This window comes from Faecalibacterium prausnitzii (assembly GCF_003287405.1).
Taxonomy (GTDB): Bacteria; Bacillota; Clostridia; order Oscillospirales; family Ruminococcaceae; genus Faecalibacterium; species Faecalibacterium intestinale.
This window is the reverse complement of sequence record NZ_PRLD01000014.1, coordinates 1-19,918: the sequence shown is the minus strand read 5'-3', so window position 1 is coordinate 19,918 and position 19,918 is coordinate 1. Positions and strand designations below refer to the sequence as shown.

Sequence of the window (19,918 nt, the reverse complement as noted above, 5' to 3'; positions counted from 1 at the left end):
CTGCTGCACAAGAACGTGCAGCAGCCGTTTTGCATATCTCGTTACAGCACCATAAACAGCGTACCGGCGGTGATGAGGGCGCAGCCGATGAGACTTTTGGCGGTGAAGGGCTCGTGCAGCACCACAAAAGCCAGCGCAAGGGTGATGACCACGCTCAGCTTATCAATGGGCACTACCTTGGACGCTGCACCCACCTGCAAGGCGTGGTAGTAGCACAGCCAGCTTGCGCCGGTGGCAAGGCCGGACAGCACCAGAAACAGCCAGCTGCGGCGGGAGATATCCGCAATGCCGGTCTGGGTGCCGGTGAGGAACACCATGCCCCAGCTCATCAGCAGCACCACCGCCGTGCGGATGGCGGTGGCAAGGGTGGAGTTGACCCCCTCGATGCCGATCTTCGCCAGAATCGAGGTAAGGGCAGCGAACACCGCAGACCCCAGCGCGTAAACGAACCACATGGCAAACACCTCCTTTTTGCCCCAGTATACGCCTTTGTGCGGCGGAATACAAGGCTGCTGACCCGTTCGCAAAAAAAGGAGCCCTGAAACGCCCGCAGGCGTTTTTTCAGGACTCCCCAAATGCAAGCTTGTTTTTGCCGTGCGCGGCAGATCCGCCGCTTTTACAGCTTTTCCACCATCGCTGCCACGATCTTGGTGGCGGTGGCGACATACTCCCCGATGCTGAACTTCTTCACCACCAGTACCTCGTGGCCGTCCTCATCGGCGTTGTCGCTCATGGCGCGCAGGATGACGCAGGGCACATCGTTCTTGGCGGCGATCTGGCTTACCGCAGCGCCTTCCATCTCCACGCAGTCCGGGGCGCACTTGGCTTCAATGGCGGCTTTCGTCTCGCTGTCGCCCACAAACAGGTCGCCGGTGGCAATCTTGCCCACCAGTGCCTTTACCCCGGCTTCGGCGCAGGCAGCTTCGGCGGCGGCGATCAGTTCCGGGTCGCCGGTGTACTCCTTCAAAAAGGGCGGGTTCTGACAGATCATATCCAGCTGGGCGTCATGGTACAGCACCGTTTTGCCGATGACCACATCGCCGATGCCGATCTTGCTGGTCATGTTGCCCGCAATACCGGAGAAGATGATCTTCTCTGCGCCGAACTTGGTGATGAGCACCTGCGTGGTGGCGGCGGCGTTGGCCTTGCCCATACCGGCGCAGCACACCACCACCTGCTTGCCGGCCAGCGTACCCTTGTGGTACTCCACGCCGCCGTAGGGCTCAACGGTGACATTTTCCAGCTTTGCACACAGCTGGTCTACTTCATCGGGCATAGCGCCCATAATACCAAAGATCATGGTGGACTCCTTTTATGGTAGGATTGCTTTCTTATAGCGACCTCGCCCTCTCAGCCAAAGCCTGTTGGCTTTGCCAGCTCCCCCAAAGGGGGAGCCCTTGGCAGTCCACGCTGACTTCATCTCTTTGCCAAGGCCTCTCCCTTTGAGGAAAGACTTCCCCCGCGCCGGGGGAAGATGTCGCGTAGCGACAAAAGGGGGAGTGTGGATTTGCGAAGCAAAGACGGAGAGGGCGAGCCCGGCAGAGTTTTACAGGGCTGCTATTCAGATATCAGACATTAAACAGGAACTCGATGACATCGCCATCGTGCACAACGTACTCTTTGCCCTCGGTGCGCTGCAGGCCCTTGGCCTTGACGGCGGCGTAGTCGAAGTTGTTGGCTTCCAGATCGTTGTAGCCGATGACGCTGGCGCGGATGAAGCCGCGCTCGAAGTCGCTGTGGATCTTACCGGCAGCCTGCGGAGCCTTGGTGCCCTTGCGGATGGTCCATGCGCGGCACTCCTTCTTGCCATCGGTCAGGAAGGAGATCAGGCCCAGCAGGTCGTAGCTGGCGGTGATGAGGTTGTCCAGACCGCTGGCTTCGATGCCCATCTCAGCCAGAAACGCCTTCTTTTCCTCGGGGCTGTAATCCGCGATATCCTCCTCGGTCTTGGCGCAGATGGGGATGTAGCGGGCGTCCTCCTCCTTGGCGCGGGCAGCCACCAGCGGGACGTACTTGTTGTTCTCGATGCCCTCCATCAGATCGTCCTCGCCCACGTTGCAGGCGTACAGCACCGGCTTTGCGCTCAGCAGACCCATCTCGTGCAGCACGGTCTGCTGCTCGGTGTCGGCAGGGTCGAAATCAAAGCTGCGGGCGGGCTTGCCGGTGCTCAGATGGTCGGCAAGCTGCTGCAGCCAAGCAGCTTCGGCGGCAGCGCCCTTGTTGTTGCCGCTCTTGGCAGCCTTTGCCATGCGGCCGGCGCGGTTTTGCACCACCTCAAGGTCGGAGAGGATCAGCTCGTAGTCGATGGCGTCAATATCGGCAATGGGGTCCACGGCCTCGGCCTTGGTCACGTCCTCCACCACATGGATGATGTTGTCATCGTCAAAGCAGCGCACCACGTGCACGATGGCGTCGCACTCGCGGATATGGCCAAGGAACTTGTTGCCAAGGCCGGCACCCTGACTTGCGCCCTTCACCAGACCCGCAATGTCCACGAACTCCACGATGGCGGGGGTCTTTTTGTTGGTCTGCCAGATCTCAGCCAGCTTGTCCAGCCGCTTGTCCGGCACCGCCACGATGCCGGAGTTCGGCTCGATGGTGCAGAAGGGATAGTTTGCAGCTTCAGCATTTTTGGTGGAGGTGATGGCGTTGAACAGAGTGGACTTGCCCACGTTGGGCAGGCCGACGATACCTAACTTCATATAAAATACGCTCCTTACACGTTTTTTGGCATAACGATACATCTACCATTATACGCGATGAACCCCGCCAGCGCAAGGGGGAGGGGCTATCTTAAAGTAAGGAATCCTGAAATAATCCATGACGGCTTTGAACTGATCCTGCGCGGTCAGGCAGGTGTCCAGTAGATACCCGCGTTCGGTTTTCCACTCGTGCAGACCCCGATAGTAGAACATTTTGAGGTCATCCGTGATAATAAACGGCACGATGTTGTTCCGCAGGCACTCCTTGAAGAGCAGAAGCCGCCCGACACGGCCATTTCCATCCTGAAACGGATGGATGGATTCAAAGGCATAGTGAAATTCCAGCAGGTCTTCCAGCGACTTGGCAGAATTTTGATTGTACGCAGATAAAAGCTCTTTCATCTGTGGGGCAACCAGTTCTGGCGCAGTGGTGCTTCTGCCGCCGACCTCGTTCGGGAGCTTTTTATATTCACCGACAGCAAACCAGTCTTTGCGGGAATCGCTGGTGCCGCTTTTCAGGGTAAGGTGCAGCTTTTTAATAAACGCTTCGCTGATGGGTTTCTTTGCATCCCGGATGACAAGGTCAATGCACTTGAAGTGATTGGCCGTTTCGACCACATCATCCACATTGACAATACCATTCTCCATGCCGATGGTATTGGTCTCGTAGATATACCGTGTCTGGTCATGGGTCAGGCGGCTGCCCTCAATATGGTTGGAGTTATAGGTCAGGTCGATCTGGATTTTGTGGTAGATGCCGCCCTTGACCTGCCCGGTCATCTCGTTCTGCAAAATATCCAGCAGGGTACGGGGTGTTTCCGGCTTTTTGTTGGTGCGCGCCGGGCGCTTGGCATCCTGCGGAATGTTCCAAGTCTTGCCGGTAAGCACTGCGCCCGGAATCTTGCCGGTAGCACAGTAGTTGCGGACAGTTCGTTCTGAAATATTCCATAATTTTGCCGTATCAGCGACAGAATGGTACTTCATGATAACACCTCCCAGTAAAACGATTATACCATTTTATCGGCAAGAAATCAAATTTCAGAGGTTCCATTGTGAATGCTTTTTGCCGATAGCGCGGCTGCGTAAGGTGTACCCTAGGCAGAAATGTGAAAAAAACTACACTTCCTTCTTTATTTTGTCATAACTGTTCCGTATAATAGAAGGGTAAGAGACTGTCAAAACGCCCGGAAGGGCTGCAAATACTACAAAAACCTGCATAAAAGGGGAGGAAACACTTATGGCAAACGAAAAGATCCTTGTGGTGGACGACGACGCCAACATCTGCGAGCTGCTGCGGCTGTACCTGACCAAGGAGGGCTATCAGGTCACTGTGGCCAACGATGGCGAAGAGGGACTGGAAAAGTTCAACGCCGTCAAGCCGGACATGGTGCTGCTGGACGTGATGATGCCCCGCATGGACGGCCTTGAGGTCTGCCGCCGCATCCGCAAGGCGGGCAACACCCCGGTGATGATGCTTACCGCCAAGGGCGAGACCTTCGACAAGGTACTGGGCTTGGAGCTGGGCGCAGACGATTACATGGTAAAGCCCTTTGACGCAAAAGAGGTGGTGGCGCGCATCAAGGCGGTGCTGCGCCGCTGCCAGACTACCTCCGCTGCCGCCGAGAGCACCGAGGGTGTCATTGAGTTCGACAACCTGCGGCTGGATATGAACAGCTACGAGCTGCGGGTCAAGGGCAAGGTGGTGGAAGCTCCCCCCAAGGAGCTGGAGCTGCTCAACTGTCTGGCATCCCACCCCAACCGCGTGTACACCCGCGACCAGCTGCTGGACGAGGTGTGGGGCTTTGAGTATTACGGCGACAGCCGCACCATTGATGTCCACGTCAAGCGCCTGCGCGAAAAGCTGGCCGGGGCTTCTGATAAGTGGGAGCTGAAAACCGTCTGGGGCGTGGGCTATAAGTTCGAGGTGCGTCAGTAATGCGTAAAAGTATCTCCACAGCCTTTTTCTCCATGGTGTCCACCCTGATGGTGCTGGGCATCGTGCTGATGGGCTGCTCGGAGTGGGTGCTGTTCAAGAATTATTTTGCGAAGGATCGATACGAAACACTGGATCAGGTGGTAAACGTTGCCAAGCGCACCGCAGAATATCTGGTAAACAGCGAGACCATGCCGCAGGGCGCAGAGCTGGACGCTTTGAACACCAAGCTGGAGATCATCGGCGAGAGCGCCGAGGCGTATCTGTTTTTCACCGACCGGCAGGGCAATGTGCTCATTGCCTCCGACCCGGAAAAGCTTACCACCGACACCGTGCCGCTGGATATCTGCCAGCGCGCCAACGCAGTGGCTGACCCGGACGCCCGGCACTACCACGCTTTCGGCGATTTGGGCGGTGCCCTGACCGAAAAAAGCTATATCGCGGCGGTGGAGACCATCGACGACCAGAGCCTGTTCAGCGGCTGGCTGTTTTTGTGCTCCTCCGGCGCGCAGCTCACCGACTTCAAGCAGCAGTTCTGGTCGAACTTCCTCATGTCTGCCTGCGTGATGCTGCTGTGCGCCAGCGTGCTGACCCGCCTGTTGATGCGTCAGCTCACCGACCCGCTGCAAAAAGTCACCGATGCCGCCCAGCGCTTTGGCGGCGGCGACCTCTCCGTCCGCGTGGAGGGCGTGGAGGGCGATGGCGAGGTGGCAGACCTTGCCCGCACCTTCAACCAGATGGCAGAGAACATCCAGTCCAACGATAACTCCCGGGGACAGTTCATGGGCAACATCGCCCACGAGCTGCGCACCCCCATGACCACCATCAAGGGCTTTGTGGACGGCATTCTGGACGGCACCATCCCGCCCGAGATGCAGAACCACTATCTGCAGCTGGTCAGCGAGGAGACCGGGCGTCTGGCGCGGCTCATCCAGAATATGCTGGATCTCTCCAAGCTGGAAAGCGGGGAGTATCAGGTAAACGCCCGGATGTTCAATATCTGGGAGACCCTGACCGGCGTGGCGCTGGCGGCAGAGCAGCGCATCAATGACGGCATGATCGAGCTGGAAGGCCTGACCATGGACGAAAAGGTGCTGGTCTACGCCGACCCTGACCTGATCCATCAGGTGGCGTATAACCTGCTGGACAACGCCATCAAGTTCACCCCGGCGGGCGGCACCATCCGCTTCAGCGTAGAAAAGCTTGGCCCCGAAGCCGAGATCTCCATCTGGAACTCCGGGCAGGGCATCAGCCCGGAGGCGCTGCCCTATGTGTTTGAGCGGTTCTATAAGGAGGACCGCTCCCGCGGTCTGCACGCCCGCGGCTCCGGCCTTGGGCTGAACATCTGCAAGGTGCTGGTCAATCTGGCCGGCGGGCAGATCCGCGTGGAGAGCCAGCAGGGCGAGTGGTGTCGCTTTGTGTTCACCCTGCCCACCTGTTCCCCCAACCCCGGCGGCATGAAGCGCCTGCCGGACGCCGCCGGTCAGCCCGGCGCGGTGGAAGACCCCGCCAGCATGAAGCCGGTAGAATAAGACCTGCAGCCAGACTGCCCCGCCCGGGCGGTCTGGCTGCTTTGGCGCTTGGGGGGGCGACGCTGGTGACCGGTCAGCGGGCTCGCCCTCTCAGTCAAGCCCTGTCGGGCTTGCCAGCTCTCCCAAAGGGAGAGCCTCTGGCGAAACCGTAAGCTTTATATTCTGACCGGAAACCTTGCGATGCTGAAACCTTCTGGTGCGGTAAACTTCACGGCTTGACCGAAAACCTTGCCGCTATGCCAAGGGCTCTCCCTTTGGGAGAGCTGTCACCGAAGGTGACTGAGAGGGCGAGCCCGCCGGATGGACTTTTTGCGCTATTTACGACTTTTCAGTGAAAAAAACGGCTGCGGGTTTGATTTTTTGGCCGTTTTCATGTAAACTAAAGAGTAACCATGCCCGTGTGTTTTCCGGGCGGGAAAACCCCGCAAAATGCACAACGCGTGGGATAAAAACTGCTAAAAATAACGGAGCGTAATGAAATATTATGGCCATCGTAAGTCCTTCGATTCTTTCTGCTGATTTTGGCAAGCTGGGTGCAGACTGCCGCATGGTGCTGGATGCCGGCGCACAGATGCTGCACTACGACGTGATGGACGGGCATTTTGTGCCCAACATCAGCTTTGGCGTGCCGGTGCTCAAAAGCCTGCACAAGGCGCTGCCGGATGCCTTTTACGACGTGCATCTGATGATCAGCCACCCGCTGCAATACGCCGAGCCTTTCATCAAGGCCGGTGCGACCCTGTATAACTTCCATCTGGAGTGCGAGGATGATATTCAGGCCACCATTGATGCAGTGCGTGCGCTGGGCTGCAAGGTGGGTCTGACCATCAAGCCCGGCACCCCGGCCCAGGCGCTGGCACCGTGGCTGGATCAGCTGGATCTGGTGCTGGTGATGAGCGTGGAGCCCGGCTTCGGCGGGCAGAAGTTCATGCCCTCGGCGCTGGACAAGCTCCGCTGGCTCAAGGCGGAGCGGGAAGCACGCGGCCTTTCCTACCTGCTGGAGGTGGACGGCGGCGTGGATGCCGCCACCGCACCCCTGTGCGTGGAAGCCGGCGCCGACGTGCTGGTGGCGGGCAGTGCCGTGTTCGGCGCTGCCGACCCCGCTGCGGCTGTGGGCGCACTGGCCAGCCTGTAAGGAGGGCTGTATATGGATGAAGCTTTGATCCAAGAGCAGGAGCGGCAGCTGCAAAAGACCGGCCGGTACTACCAGCACGTTTTCTGGCTGTGTGTGCCGCTGCTGTGCATGGCCTGCTATTTCTACGGCGCGCGTCCGCTGCTGCTGTGCGGCATCGCCCTGCTTACCGGCAACCTGTGCGACCGTCTGGTGGCGCTGCTGCGCCATCGGGTGTACACCAATAAAGATCTCTCCAACGAGAGCTTCAGTCTCATCATCGCCCTGCTCATGCCCGCCACCGTGGACATCTATGTGCTGGTGGTGGCAGTGCTGGCGGGCGTGCTCATCGGCAAGGAGGTCTTTGGCGGCTACGGCAGCTACCCCTTCAACCCCGCTGCCGTGGGCTACGCCGTGGCGGCGGTATCGTGGCCGGAGCAGGTAGTGCGCTACCCGCAGCCCTATACCCCGCTGCCCCTGTGGAACGCCTCCGCCGTGCCGGTGAGCAGCACCATCGAGGATACCCTGCGCAGCGGCGGCATCCTGAACCTGAACTCCCTTGCCATCGCGCTGGGCGAGTTTGCCGCCCCCATGGGCACCGGCGCGGCGCTGGTCATTCTGGCCTGCGGCCTTGTGCTGTGGACCCAGAAGGACGTGCATATCGCCGCATCCGTAAGCTTTCTGGTCACCTGCGGGCTCATCGCTTTCTTCTTCCCGCGGCAGGTAGGTCTGGCAGACAGCACCCTCTTCAGCAGCCTGATGCCCCGCCTGCAGGGCGTCCGGGACGAGCTGCACACGGGTGCAATGCTGTTCTGCGCGGTGTTCCTGCTCAACGAGCCATACACCTGTGCGCATCACCGGCTTGGGCGCATCCTGTACGGCGCACTGGTGGGTGCTGCCACCATGGGCTTCCGCTATTTCGGCGTGTACGAGACCGGCGTCTGCTTTGCACTGCTGGCCGTCAACAGTGTGTCCGCGCTCATCGACCGCACCGAGGAGCGGCTGTACCGTCTGCTGCACCGTCTGCCGTCCGAACGAAAGGAGGCTGCGGAATGAAAAAGCGTACTGCGGAACTGATCTTGCAAGATCCCGAAAAGTTTGCCCATCATGACCGCGTGTTCCTGAATAACCCGGTGGTCATGCAGGGCATGGGTCTGGCACCGCTGGTGGTCGTGGCTACCACCGGTCAGAACAGCCTGATGCTGGCGGCGGCGGTGGCGCTGCTGCTGGTGCCCTCCCGCGTGCTGGCCTGCCTGCTCAGCCGCCTTGTGCCCCTGCGGGACGAGGAACCCTCGCCCGCACAGCTGCAGAAAAAACTGCTGCCCCGCGCTATACTGTACGCAGCCAGCGCCGCTGTGGTGTATCTGGCGGCGTATCCCATCCTGAACCTTGTGTTCGGCACCGGTCTTTTGAACCTTGGCATCTACCTGCCCATGCTGGTAGTGGAGCCGCTTCTGACCTACCGCTTCGGCCGCGTGCAGGAGACGGTGCACAAGGCGGTTTCCAAGGGCGTGCGCATCACCGTGGGCTACGCGCTGCTGCTGCTCGTGATCGGCATGGTGCGCGAGTGGCTCAGCCTTGGCACCGTGTTCGGTGCCCCGGTGGGGCGCTGGGCGCTGCTGCCGCTGGCTAAGATGCCGGCGGGCGGCTTTATCGTGCTGGGCATCCTGTGCGCCATCTGGCGCGCTGCTGCTGCAAAGCGCAGGGAATTTCTGAAAAAGGAAGCGCAGGATACCCTGACCGTGCACTACCAGAAGGAGGTGGACCGCGAACCGTGAAGGAAGTTGTAAGCAGCTCGGCAGTGTTTTTCAGCTATGCACTGCTGGCTATTTTTGCACAGAACGCTGTCTTTACCCGTGCATTGGGCGTGTCCCGCATGGTGCAGCTGGTGGGGGACGACCGCACCAGCAGCGCGTTGTTCGGCATGATGCTGTGCATCACGCAGGTGCTGGTAGCACCCGTGGCTTTCATTGCCGGCGGATTCATCGCCCCGCTGGATAACCGCGCCCAGCTGCGCCCGCTGGTGTATATCGCCAGCATCGCCGTGGTGTGCTTGGCAGAGCATCTGGTGCTGTGGCTGCTGCGCAGCCTGCCCCGCCGCGCCCAGCTGCTGCGCATCGTGCCGCTGGCCGCGCTGAACAGCGGCGTACTGGGCACGGTGCTGGTGGAGCGCACCCAGAGCTTTACCCTTGGCCAGAGCCTTGGCTTTGGCCTTGGCAGCGGCCTTGGCTATGTGCTGGCGGTGCTGCTGGTTACCGAAGCGCGCCACCGCCTGCGCAGCAAAGCCATCCCCAAGGCATTCCGCGGCCTGCCCATCACGCTGGTGTATATCGGCGTGCTGGCGCTGGCGATCTATGGCTTTACCGGACATTCCGTTATCCTGTAATGCAGACAGGGAGGAAAGGATACCATGGCTAAGAATAAACGTCAGAAGGTCAAGCATTATAACCGCAGCTTTTACAGCCGGGAAACGCGCGTAAAGCGCGGCATCGGCATTGTTGTGCTGGTGGCGGCAGTGCTGGCAGCCGCATGGTTTGCCGCACCCCATGTGCTGGATTGGGCCACCCACACATGGTATACCGTGGTCAAGGATCGGGACTTGGAAGCCGAAAGCGCTTCCCGCGCCGAAGCAGCAGCTTCCTCTGCAGCGGCAAGCAGCGCCGCCGCTTCGCAGGCAGCGTCTGAGCCGGAGCCGGAGAAGGAAAAGCCGCTGGACGGCAAGGCCATCACCGGCGGCAGCTGGGCAGAGCTGGACGTGACAGCCCTGACCGATGAAGCCGCCATCCGCGCCGCTGCCCGGCAGCTGAAGCAGCAGGGCGCAGACTATGCCCTTGTCACCCTGAAGGACGCCGCTGGCACGGTGTACTACGCTTCCGGGGTGGCAAATGCCGCCCAAAGCATCACCGAAAGCCCGGTGGATGCGGCAAGCATCGCCGCCATCCTGCGGGAAGAAGGCATTATCCCGGCGGCGCAGCTTGCCGCCTTTACCGACCCGGTGTCGGTGTACACCGACCGCAGCATGGGCGTGCACTACGACGGCAACAGCCTCTGGCTGGACAACGTCAGCGCAGCCAAGGGCGGCAAGGCGTGGATGAACCCCTTTGCCGCAAGCGCGGTGCAGTATGTCGGCGACCTCATTGAAGAGGTGCAGGGCATGGGCTACGAGCAGGTGGTGCTTACCGGGGTGCAGTTCCCCAATATCATCACCCGCAAGCAGGACTTCGGCGCTTCCGGCGGCAAGAGCCGGGAGGGACGCGCCGCCCAGCTTACCGCCGATATCGCTGCGTGGCAGACCCGCTTTGCAGGCAGCGTGACCCTGTGGGTCAGCTACCCGGACGCACTGTGCACCGCTGCCACCGATGCCCTTGGCACCACCGGCACGTCCCTTGGCATGGAAAATCTGCTGGTCACCAGCAGTACCGCACTGGATGCGGACAGCCGCGCTGCGCTGGAGCAGGCCGCTGCCGACGCCGGTGTGCAGCATCTTGTAGTGCACGACACCGCAGCGTTCCGCTGAGAAGCGGCTTTTATCGCAAGTCAAAAATTAGCGCAACATTCAAACAGCATATTTGCGATATGCAATTCAACGTTGTTGCTGTTGCATTAAAAAAGTTGAATTGCAATAAAGAGGGGAGGAAACGACTATGAAACCGACTACCTGTTTTGCACCTGCACACATCCTGCTGCCTTCGGAGCAGGTGCCGCTGGAGCAGTGGGGCTGCATTGCCTGTGACCAGTTTACCAGTGACCGCAGCTACTGGCAGCGGGCAGAAAAGACCGCTGCGGGTGCGCCCAGCACCCTGAACCTGATCCTGCCGGAGGTGTATCTGGAGGACGGAGACGCTGACGCGCGGGTGGAAAAGATCCACGCCACCATGCAGGATTACGCCCAGAACGTGCTCACCCGGGCGGTGGACGGCTTTATCTATGTGGAGCGCACCGAGCAGAGCGGCCGGGTACGGCAGGGGCTTGTAGGGCGTGTGGACCTAGAGGCTTACAGCTACCGCCGTGGCGAAAAATGCACCGTGCGTCCCAGCGAGTGCACCGTGGAAAGCCGCATCCCGCCCCGCATGAAGGTGCGCACCGGCGCTGCGCTGGAAACGCCCCACATCATGATGCTGGCGGATGACCCGGACTGCACCCTCATCGAGCCAATTGCCGCCCACAAGGACAGCCTGCCCAAGGTGTACGAGGGCGAGCTGATGCTGGGCGGCGGTCATGTGGCCGGCTGGGCGGTGGAGGACCCCGCCCTCATCGCACAGATCGAAAACGCGCTGACCGTGCTGGGCAGTCAGGAAGAATTTGACAAGAAATACCCCGATGCCACCCGCCGCGACCCGCTGACGCTGGCAGTGGGCGACGGCAACCACTCGCTGGCTACCGCAAAAGCCTGCTGGGAGGAGCTGAAAAAGACCCTGACCCCGGAGCAGGCAGAGAACCACCCTGCCCGCTGGTGTCTGGCAGAGGTGTGCAACGTGCACTCCCCGGCTATCGAGATCGAGCCCATCCACCGGGTACTGTTCAACGTGGACTGCGCCACCGTGCTGCTGAGCCTCATTACATGGAGCGACGCCAACATGGCAGGCTGCTGCTTTGGCGGCAGCAAAAAGCAGCCCTTTACGCTGGCGGGCCCCCACATGGCTAATGTGCTCAGCTTTGAGGACCCCACCGAGCCGCTGACCGTGGGCACCATCGACGATTTTATTTCGGACTATATCGAGCGCCACCCGGAAGCAAAGGTGGACTATGTGCATGACGAACCGGCTGTGCGCGCTTTGTGCAAGCAGGGCGCGGTGGCGTTTTTGATGCCGCCCTTCGCCAAGAGCGACCTGTTCCGCGGCGTTGTGATGGGCGGCGTGCTGCCCCGCAAGACCTTCAGCATGGGACACGCGGAGGAAAAGCGCTATTACATCGAGTGCCGGAAGATCACAGAATAAAATAGGAGAACCATGACATTTAAAGAACTGAATCTGTCCGCCCCGCTGCTGCGTTCTGTGCAGGAAGCGGGCTACGAGACCCCCTCGCCCATTCAGGCAGCGGCCATCCCGCCGGTGCTGGCAGGCCGGGATCTGATGGGCTGCGCCCAGACCGGCACCGGCAAGACGGCGGCTTTTGCGCTGCCCATGCTGGACCGGCTCACCGCCAATGCGCCCCGCCGCAAGGGCGCTGTCCGCGCCCTGATTTTGACCCCCACCCGGGAGCTGGCCTTGCAGATCGGCGAAAGCTTTGAAGCCTACGGCAAGTACCTGAAACTGCGCAGTACCGTCATCTTTGGCGGCGTGGGACAGGCACCGCAGGTGGAAGCACTGAAAAAGGGCGTGGACATCCTCATCGCCTGTCCGGGACGGCTGAACGACCTGATCGGACAGGGCTTTATCGACCTGTCCGCTTTGGAGATCTTTGTGCTGGACGAGGCCGACCGGATGCTGGACATGGGCTTTGTCCATGACGTGAAAAAGGTCATTGCAAAGCTGCCCGCCCAGCGCCAGAACCTGATGTTCAGCGCCACCATGCCCGCCGAGATCGAGCAGCTGGCCGCCGGTATCCTGCACGAGCCTGCCTTTGTCAAGGTGGACCCGGTGTCCAGCACCGTCGACCGCATCCAGCAGAGCCTTTACTATGTGGAAAAGGGCAACAAAAAGCTTTTGCTGCCGTGGCTCATCAAAAATTTGCAGCCGCCGGTGGTCAACGCACTGGTGTTCAGCCGCACCAAGCACGGCGCGGATAAGATCGCAAAGGATCTGACAAAGCAGGGCATCCCCGCCGCCGCCATCCACGGCAACAAGAGCCAGACCGCCCGCGTGACCGCGCTGGAGGACTTCAAGTCCGGCAAGACCCGGGTGCTGGTGGCGACCGATATCGCCGCACGCGGCATTGATATCAGCGAGCTTTCCCATGTGTTCAACTACGACCTGCCCGAGGTGCCGGAGACCTATGTGCACCGCATCGGGCGCACCGCCCGCGCCGGTGCAGACGGCACCGCCGTCAGCTTCTGCGCCCCGGAGGAGCAGGAGTATCTGGCAGGCATCGAAAAGCTGAACCGCCGCAAGATCCCGGTGGTATCCGGCCATCCGTGGGACGGCGTGCCCGCCCCGGTGCGCCCGGTGCTGCCCGTGCGCGGCAAAAAGCCCCGCCCCGAAGCAGAAAAACCGGCCGAAGCACCGAAAAAACAGGCCGAAACTGCGCCCGCAAAAGCTGCAAAGGCAGCTGCGCCCGCGCCGAAGCAGGAACCGAAGGCTGCAAAGAACGCGGTGCCTGCAAAACCGAAAAAAGAGGAAACATTGATGCAAGACAGCAACGCAAAGCGCGGGATCCGCAACGACCGCCGCGCCAACAACCGGGGCGCAAACGCCCCCAAGGAGACGGCAGCGCCCCGCACCCGCCGCGAGAATGCCGCCCCCGCCCGGGGCAGCAACGCCCAGCCCAAGTTTGACCCCCATTTTGTCAGCGCCCCGGAGGCCACCCCGCTGCGCCCGGCACGCAAGATCCCTGCCGCCCCGGCAGCACCCGCCATCCGCAGCGCACAGGAGCCCCAGAATAACCAGAACGCAAACCGCAGCGGCAGCCGCCGCAACGACCGCAGCGACCGGGGTGAACAGCGCAATGCCCGCCCCGCAGCCCAGAGCAACAACGCCCGTCCTGCCCGCAATGAGCGCGGCAGCGCCGGCAATCAGAACCGCGCCCCCAAGGCCGAGCCTGCCCGCCGCGGCCGCAATGCCGCCGCCCGGGACGAGGACCCGGGGCTGATGCTCATCAGCCGCCGCCCGCCCCAGCAGAAGTACACCAGTTTTGAGGAGTATATGGACGCCCACGGCGGTGCTACCGCACCCATTGAGGATCACAGCGAAGAAGTATGAGCCGGAACGAAGCCTTTGCCCCGTGGCAGTGCCCCCTGTGCGGCGGTGCGCTGCAAGGGGAGAATGACCTGAAATGTGAAAAAGGCCACTGCTTTGACCGTGCCCGGGAGGGCTACTGGCATCTTTTGCCGGTGCAGAGTATGCGCACCAAAGCCCCCGGGGACAGCAAGGAGATGGTAGCCGCCCGCCGCGCCTTCCTGAACGCCGGATACTACGGCATCTTTGGGCAGGCGCTGGGGGAACTGTGCCTTGCCCACGGCGTGCCCGCCGCGAAGGACGCCCCGCTGCATCTGCTGGATGCAGGCTGCGGCGAGGGCTGGTACGACCGCTGCATCGCGCAGCAGTTCGCGGCGGCAGAAAAGCCGCTGCAGCTGGCCGGGTTCGATATCGCAAAGCCCGCCGTGCGGCTGGCTGCAAAGGCGCTGCCCACTGCACAGTATGCGGTGGCGTCCAGCTTCAGCCAGCCGGTACGCACCGGCTGGGCAGATGTGCTGCTGAACTGCTTTTCGCCCTTTGCACAGGAGGAGTTCAGCCGGGTGCTGCGCCCGGGCGGGCGCATGATCTACGTTGTGCCGGGGGCAGAGCATCTGTACCAGATGAAGGCCGTGCTCTACGAAAAGCCCTACAAGAACCCGGTGCAGCAGGTGGAGTACCCGGGCTTCCGCGCCATCGACGAGCGGGAGGTGCAGGGCACCATCACCGTGCCCGCCGCCCAGCTGGAAGCCCTGTTCGCCATGACCCCCTACTACTGGAAAACGCCCCGCGATGGTGCCGCCCGCCTTGCGGCTCTGCCGCAGCTCACCACCACCATCGCCTTCCGCTTTCTGGTGTTTGAAAAGCTGTAATAAGATACAAAAAGGACTGCCGTGCAGATGTACGGCAATCCTTTTTTGTGCCCGTCCAACGCCTGTCGATTTTCACAAGAACTGGCATACTAATATATCAATTTTGCTCAAAAGCGATGAAATCTATTTACAATCCATCTGATTTGTGATACGCTTTGCACAGATTCCGACGGCGCGATACTGTCGAAATGTCCGTTGGACCCGGCAGCAGGGCGTTTGCTGTACAGCTTCGGGCGGCTTTGTTCTGCACAAATGAGCCGTCTGCATTTAAAAGGAGAAATGATGATGAACAGAAGAGACTTTATGAAGCTTTCCGCCGCTTCTGCCGTGACCATGGGCGCAGTGGCTGGCATGGCGCCCGCATCCTTTGCTGAGAACGCTGGCGTGCACACCGATGCTGAGGTGCAGGCCATGGTGGCAGAGGAACTCCGTCTCTCCCGCGAGGTGGCCTTTTATCCGGCTGCTTTCCGGGGCGATTTTGACAAGTTCTATGTGTTGTTCCACAAGCTGTCCCGCGCTCAGTACGAGAAGGTGGATGGTGCAGCTGCGCCCGGCATCAATGCTTCTCACTACGATATGTGTGTTGCTCTGACCAATGCCCGCAAGGCGCTGCGCCAGATCAAGGACCCCAAGAGCACCGTTTGGGAAATTTGGGGAGATCAGATGGCCGTGGAATCTCCGCTGCCCACCAACTGGGAAAATTGCTACGATAACGAGGGCTTCCGTCCCTTCCTGAACCCGTACCTGCTGCGAGATCAGGGCAAGGTGAAGGGCAACGTGATCATTATTGCAGGCGGCGGCAGCACCCACCGCAACAACGTGGTGGAGGGCTATCCTGTGGCCGAGTTCTTCAACAAGAACGGCTACAACGCCTTTGTGCTGCAGCGCCGCGTCAACCCTTATGCCGCTGTGGATCAGCGGCTGGATCTGGCACGCGCTATCCGCTACATCCGCCACAACGCCTCTGAAAAACACATCGGCAAGACCGATATCATGATCGCTGTGGGCTTCTCTGCTGGCGGCATGAATGTGATGCAGGTGGTGGCCGACCAGTTCGGCACTACGAATACCCCGGATAAGGTCTACCCCAGCTACGTCTGCGATGCTGTGGACTATGAGAGCGCTGACCTGAATGTGGCGATCCCCATCTACGGACTGTTCGTCACCGGTCTGGACTTCACGAAGAACCCCAACCTGCCCCCGGTCTTTGGTGTTGTGGGGCAGAAGGACGGCCTGAGCGCTATGATGTTGCCCTCTCTGCCGGAGTGCGCGAATACCTTCAAGGATTTCAGCTTCTATCTGGCACCCGATGCGCCCCACGGTGTGGGCTTGGGCACTGGCACCAAGGGCTATGTGGATTACTACACCCAGATCGCCCAGTGGCCGGATATGGCGGTGAACTTTATCGAGAGCCGTCTGGGTCTGGTGGAAAAGAAGATCGACATGGACTCCGTGGGCTTTGCATGGTAAGCTGTCCTGACAGAAGTTCCTGAAAAAACAATGACCCGCCGCACCTCCTTCAGTGCGGCGGGTCGTTGTTTATAAAAATGGTTATGTATGGTACTCCATCCATTTGCCCTTCCATGCATACAGGATCATGAGCAATGCGCCCAGACCCCAGCTGACGGGGTAGAGGATGAACACGCCCTCGATGCCGGAGAAGAAGGGCAGCAGAAACTGGATCCACACCACCCGGAACAGGCACAGCGAGACCAGCAGCACCACCATGGGCGGGATGCTGGCACCCGTGCCGCGCACGGCACCGGCAAGGCCGTGCAGGATGCTGAGCAGGAAGTAGAACGGGCAGAACCACCGCATGGCCAGCTTGCCGTAGGTGACCACGGCCTCGTCGGCGGTGAACAGGTGCAGGATGGCATCCTGTCCGGCCAGCAGGGCAGCGCCTGTGCAAAGGGTGTAGATGACCCCGATGGCAAGGGTGACCCACACCGAGCGCTTTACCCGGTCCAGACGCCCCGCGCCGTAGTTCTGCCCCACAAAGGTGGTGGCGGCCATGCTGATGCTGCTGACCGGCAGAATGTTGAAACCATCGATCTTCATGTAGGCTGCAAAGCCCGCCATGGCGGCGGCACCGTAGCTGTTCACGCTGGCCTGCACCAGCACGTTGGAAAAGGAGATGACCATGTTCTGGATGCCGGTAGGCAGACCCACCCGGATAATGCGGCCTGCCATTTTGCGATGCAGCCGGATGGCGGAAAGCTCCACCCGGCAGGCGTCCTCGCTTTTCATCAGAAAGCGCAGGCTCAGCACGCAGGACACCAGCTGGCTCAGGTCTGTGGCGATGGCAGCGCCTGCCACTCCCATCCGCAGCCCCACGATGAACACAAGGTCCAGCACGATGTTGGTCACCGACGCCCATGCCAGATATACCAGCGAGCGCCGGGAGTTGCCGGCGGCGTTCAGGATGCCGGCGGTCATGTTATACACCACGCTGAACAGCACCCCGCCAAAGTAGATGCGGATATAGGTCACAGCGTCTGCCAGCACCTCGGCGGGGGTGTTCATGGCCACCAGCAAAGCGCGCCCGCAGGCAACGCCGCCCACGGTCAGCAAAAGCCCCATGACCACCGCAATGGCAAGGGAGGTGTGCACCGCCTCGCGGGTCTCCTTGTGGTCGCCTGCGCCCAGATACTGCGACACCACCACGCCCGCACCCACGGCAAGTCCCTGACTGAAGCCGATGAGCAGATAGATGGGCGAACCACTGGAGCCCACGGCGGCAAGGGCATTGCTGCCCACAAAATTGCCCACAATGATACTGTCGGCGGTATTATACATCTGCTGCAGCAGGTTGCCGAAGATCAGCGGCAGGGCAAACAGCAGCAGGCTTTTTACAATGCTGCCCTCGGTCATAAGGGTAGCGGTATTCCGTGTTTTTACGGCGGCCATGGGGTTCCTCCTCTCAGCGCAAAAAATCGCTTGTACCCCCTAGCATAGCACAAACCCCGCCTTGGGACAAGGGGCATCTCCCCCGAAAGCGTCCTCGCCCTCTCAGGCGCTAACGCGCCAGCTCTCCCAAAGGGAGAGCCTCTGGCGAAACCGGTCACTTGGCACTTAAGCCGGAAACTTTACCGCCATGCCAAGGCCTCTCCCTTTGGGAGAGGTGGCATCGCGCAGCGATGACGGAGAGGGCGAGGACGCTAACCGCGGCGCGACTGCTTCCGGTTACGACCCCACTTGTGAAAAAGGGGTTCTGAAAAGCCCGCAGGCTTTTCAGAACCCACAAATTAAAAATCTTTTTTCCGCTGATGATGCGCAGAGCAACGCGGAGCGCATTCTAAATCGTCTCGCCCGCCGACAACAGCGGCGGCGCGGGGCTGCCGTGCAGCTTACGGGCAAGGTAGTTTTGGGTAATGCGCACCACCGTGCCGGACAGCGCAATTACGCCGATGAGGTTCGGCAGCATCATCAGGCCGTTGAAGGTGTCGGAAAGCGTCCACGCAAGGTCCAGCCGCATCACTGCGCCCATCGGCATCAGCGCTACGAACAGCACCCGGTAGCCTGCCCCTGCCCCCGCACCAAAAAGATACTCCACAGCCTTGCAGCCGTAGCAGCTCCAGCCAAGGGTGGTGGAATAGGCGAACAGCAGAATGCACACCGCAATGAGCTTTGACCCCAGCGTGCCGAACACGGCGTCAAAGGCCAGCCCCACCAGCGCACTGCCCGCCGCCCCGGCGGCGATGCGCCCGGTGTCCAGATCCACAAAGCCGGAGGTCAGCACCACCAGCGCCGTCAGGGTGCACACCACCATGGTGTCCGCAAACACCTCAAAAATGCCCCACATCCCCTGTTGCACCGGTTCTTTTACGTTGGAAGCCGCGTGCACCATCACCGAGGAGCCAAGCCCCGCCTCGTTGGAAAAAGCACCCCGCTTGAAGCCCCATGTGACCGCCCGGGACAGCCCGTAGCCTACGATGCCCCCACCGGCGGCGCGCAGCCCGAACGCACCCTTTACGATAGCGGCAAGCGCCGCCGGGACGGCGGTGATGTGCACCCCCACCACGGTGAGCGCACCCACGATGTACAGCAGCGCCATGGCGGGGACAAGCCTTTCCGCTACAGCAGCCACCCGCTTGAGCCCGCCCAGCAAAATCACCGCCGATACTGCCGCCAGCACTGCGCCGGTGACGGCTTCCGGTACACCGAAAGCCGCCCGCAGATTGCCCGCGATGGAATTGAGCTGGCTCAGGTTGCCGATGCCAAAGCTTGCCAGCGCACAGAACGCGGCAAACAGCACCGCCAGCACCCGCCCCGGCTTGCCGCCAAGGCCGTCCCGCAGGTAGTACATCGGCCCGCCGCGCCAGCCGCCCGCCGGGTCTTTGCGGCGGTAGTAGATACCCAGCACGTTCTCGGCGTAGCTGGTCATCATGCCCAGCAGCGCCATGACCCACATCCAGAACACCGCCCCCGCCCCGCCGGAAAGTATGGCGGTAGACACTCCCACAAGGTTGCCGGTGCCGATGGTGGACGCCAGCGCGGTGCACAGGCTCTGGAACTGGCTGATGGCCTGTTCCTCGCGGGCGGTATGGGCGGTGACGCTCTGGTCGGTCAGGATAGCGCCGAGGGTATGCCGCATCCAGTAGCCCCACCGCCGCAGCTGGAAGCCCCCGGTGCGCACCGTCAGCAGCAGCCCTGTGCCGAAGAGCAGCCCCAGCCCCACCGGCCCCCACACGATGCCGTTCACGACCTCGATTCCCCGCATGAACCGCTCTGGCATCCTGTGGCCCTCCTTTGATGGTGAAAATTACTGTTAGACGGTGGATGTTCTCTTTTGACACCAAAAGAGAACCAGAAAAGAAACGCCTAGCGCTCCGCGGGGAAAGTAACTGCTTGCCGCAAGCGTGCAAAGACGCTCCGCTGGGCCAGAGGCAGGGAGGGGTGTTCCGACTCCCCCCTCCCTACCTCTGGACTCCACCCACC

At 61.0% G+C, this 19,918-nt stretch carries 17 protein-coding genes; 11 read left to right on the top strand and 6 right to left on the bottom strand.

Annotated elements, in window-relative coordinates; translation table 11 throughout:
- Window positions 1-41: 41 nt before the first annotated feature.
- From C4N24_RS12340 to C4N24_RS12325, 4 genes are all read right to left on the bottom strand, one after another.
- Window positions 42-455 carry an EamA family transporter gene (locus tag C4N24_RS12340; RefSeq protein WP_112091657.1) on the bottom strand — a complete coding sequence of 138 codons (414 nt, stop codon included), beginning with the start codon at window positions 453-455 and terminating at the stop codon, window positions 42-44.
- 161 nt (window positions 456-616) lie between these two features.
- Window positions 617-1,300 (bottom strand): 5'-methylthioadenosine/adenosylhomocysteine nucleosidase, encoded by a 684-nt coding sequence (locus C4N24_RS12335; RefSeq protein ID WP_112091656.1) that lies wholly within the window; start codon window positions 1,298-1,300, stop codon window positions 617-619.
- Between the two features lie 268 nt (window positions 1,301-1,568).
- A complete protein-coding gene (gene ychF, locus C4N24_RS12330; protein ID WP_055186598.1) occupies window positions 1,569-2,702 on the bottom strand; it encodes a redox-regulated ATPase YchF in 1,134 nt (377 codons plus the stop codon).
- A 48-nt stretch (window positions 2,703-2,750) separates the two neighbouring features.
- A complete protein-coding gene (locus C4N24_RS12325; RefSeq protein WP_112091655.1) occupies window positions 2,751-3,686 on the bottom strand; it encodes a Fic family protein in 936 nt (311 codons plus the stop codon).
- A gap of 253 nt (window positions 3,687-3,939) precedes the next feature.
- Here C4N24_RS12325 and C4N24_RS12320 point away from each other — a divergent pair, with 253 nt between their 5' ends.
- The 11 genes from C4N24_RS12320 (at window position 3,940) to C4N24_RS12270 (ending at window position 16,450) form a co-directional block, all read left to right on the top strand.
- Window positions 3,940-4,638, top strand: coding sequence for a response regulator transcription factor (locus C4N24_RS12320; RefSeq protein WP_005921458.1), 699 nt, complete (start codon window positions 3,940-3,942; stop codon window positions 4,636-4,638).
- Window positions 4,638-6,167 (top strand): sensor histidine kinase, encoded by a 1,530-nt coding sequence (locus C4N24_RS12315; RefSeq protein WP_112091654.1) that lies wholly within the window; start codon window positions 4,638-4,640, stop codon window positions 6,165-6,167. The genes C4N24_RS12320 and C4N24_RS12315 overlap by 1 nt, the downstream gene beginning before the upstream one ends.
- Before the next feature lie 484 nt (window positions 6,168-6,651).
- Window positions 6,652-7,302, top strand: coding sequence for a ribulose-phosphate 3-epimerase (rpe, locus tag C4N24_RS12310; protein WP_112091653.1), 651 nt, complete (start codon window positions 6,652-6,654; stop codon window positions 7,300-7,302).
- Window positions 7,303-7,314: 12 nt separating this feature from the next.
- On the top strand, window positions 7,315-8,334 hold the full coding sequence (locus C4N24_RS12305; RefSeq protein WP_112091652.1) for an RnfABCDGE type electron transport complex subunit D: 1,020 nt from the start codon (window positions 7,315-7,317) through the stop codon (window positions 8,332-8,334).
- Complete coding sequence (locus tag C4N24_RS12300) at window positions 8,331-9,056, top strand: Rnf-Nqr domain containing protein (protein WP_097783287.1); 726 nt, start codon at window positions 8,331-8,333, stop codon at window positions 9,054-9,056. Before C4N24_RS12305 ends, C4N24_RS12300 begins: the two co-directional genes overlap by 4 nt.
- A complete protein-coding gene (locus C4N24_RS12295; RefSeq protein WP_112091651.1) occupies window positions 9,053-9,664 on the top strand; it encodes an Rnf-Nqr domain containing protein in 612 nt (203 codons plus the stop codon). Before C4N24_RS12300 ends, C4N24_RS12295 begins: the two co-directional genes overlap by 4 nt.
- Window positions 9,665-9,688: 24 nt before the next feature.
- Entirely contained in the window at window positions 9,689-10,795 is a 1,107-nt protein-coding gene (locus tag C4N24_RS12290) for a putative glycoside hydrolase (RefSeq protein ID WP_112091650.1), read from the top strand.
- Between the two features lie 127 nt (window positions 10,796-10,922).
- Window positions 10,923-12,215, top strand: a complete 1,293-nt coding sequence (locus C4N24_RS12285; RefSeq protein ID WP_097783289.1) for a DUF1015 domain-containing protein — start codon at window positions 10,923-10,925, stop codon at window positions 12,213-12,215.
- Window positions 12,216-12,227: 12 nt separating this feature from the next.
- Window positions 12,228-14,135, top strand: coding sequence for a DEAD/DEAH box helicase (locus tag C4N24_RS12280; RefSeq protein ID WP_112091649.1), 1,908 nt, complete (start codon window positions 12,228-12,230; stop codon window positions 14,133-14,135).
- Complete coding sequence (locus tag C4N24_RS12275) at window positions 14,132-14,980, top strand: putative RNA methyltransferase (RefSeq protein ID WP_112091648.1); 849 nt, start codon at window positions 14,132-14,134, stop codon at window positions 14,978-14,980. The genes C4N24_RS12280 and C4N24_RS12275 overlap by 4 nt, the downstream gene beginning before the upstream one ends.
- Before the next feature lie 282 nt (window positions 14,981-15,262).
- On the top strand, window positions 15,263-16,450 hold the full coding sequence (locus tag C4N24_RS12270) for a twin-arginine translocation signal domain-containing protein (protein WP_242983270.1): 1,188 nt from the start codon (window positions 15,263-15,265) through the stop codon (window positions 16,448-16,450).
- An 81-nt stretch (window positions 16,451-16,531) separates the two neighbouring features.
- On the opposite strand, the gene C4N24_RS12265 is transcribed toward C4N24_RS12270, so the two are convergent.
- A complete protein-coding gene (locus C4N24_RS12265) occupies window positions 16,532-17,887 on the bottom strand; it encodes an MATE family efflux transporter (protein WP_112091646.1) in 1,356 nt (451 codons plus the stop codon).
- A 388-nt stretch (window positions 17,888-18,275) separates the two neighbouring features.
- Window positions 18,276-19,715 (bottom strand): alanine/glycine:cation symporter family protein, encoded by a 1,440-nt coding sequence (locus C4N24_RS12255; RefSeq protein ID WP_112091644.1) that lies wholly within the window; start codon window positions 19,713-19,715, stop codon window positions 18,276-18,278.
- Between the last annotated feature and the right edge of the window lie 203 nt (window positions 19,716-19,918).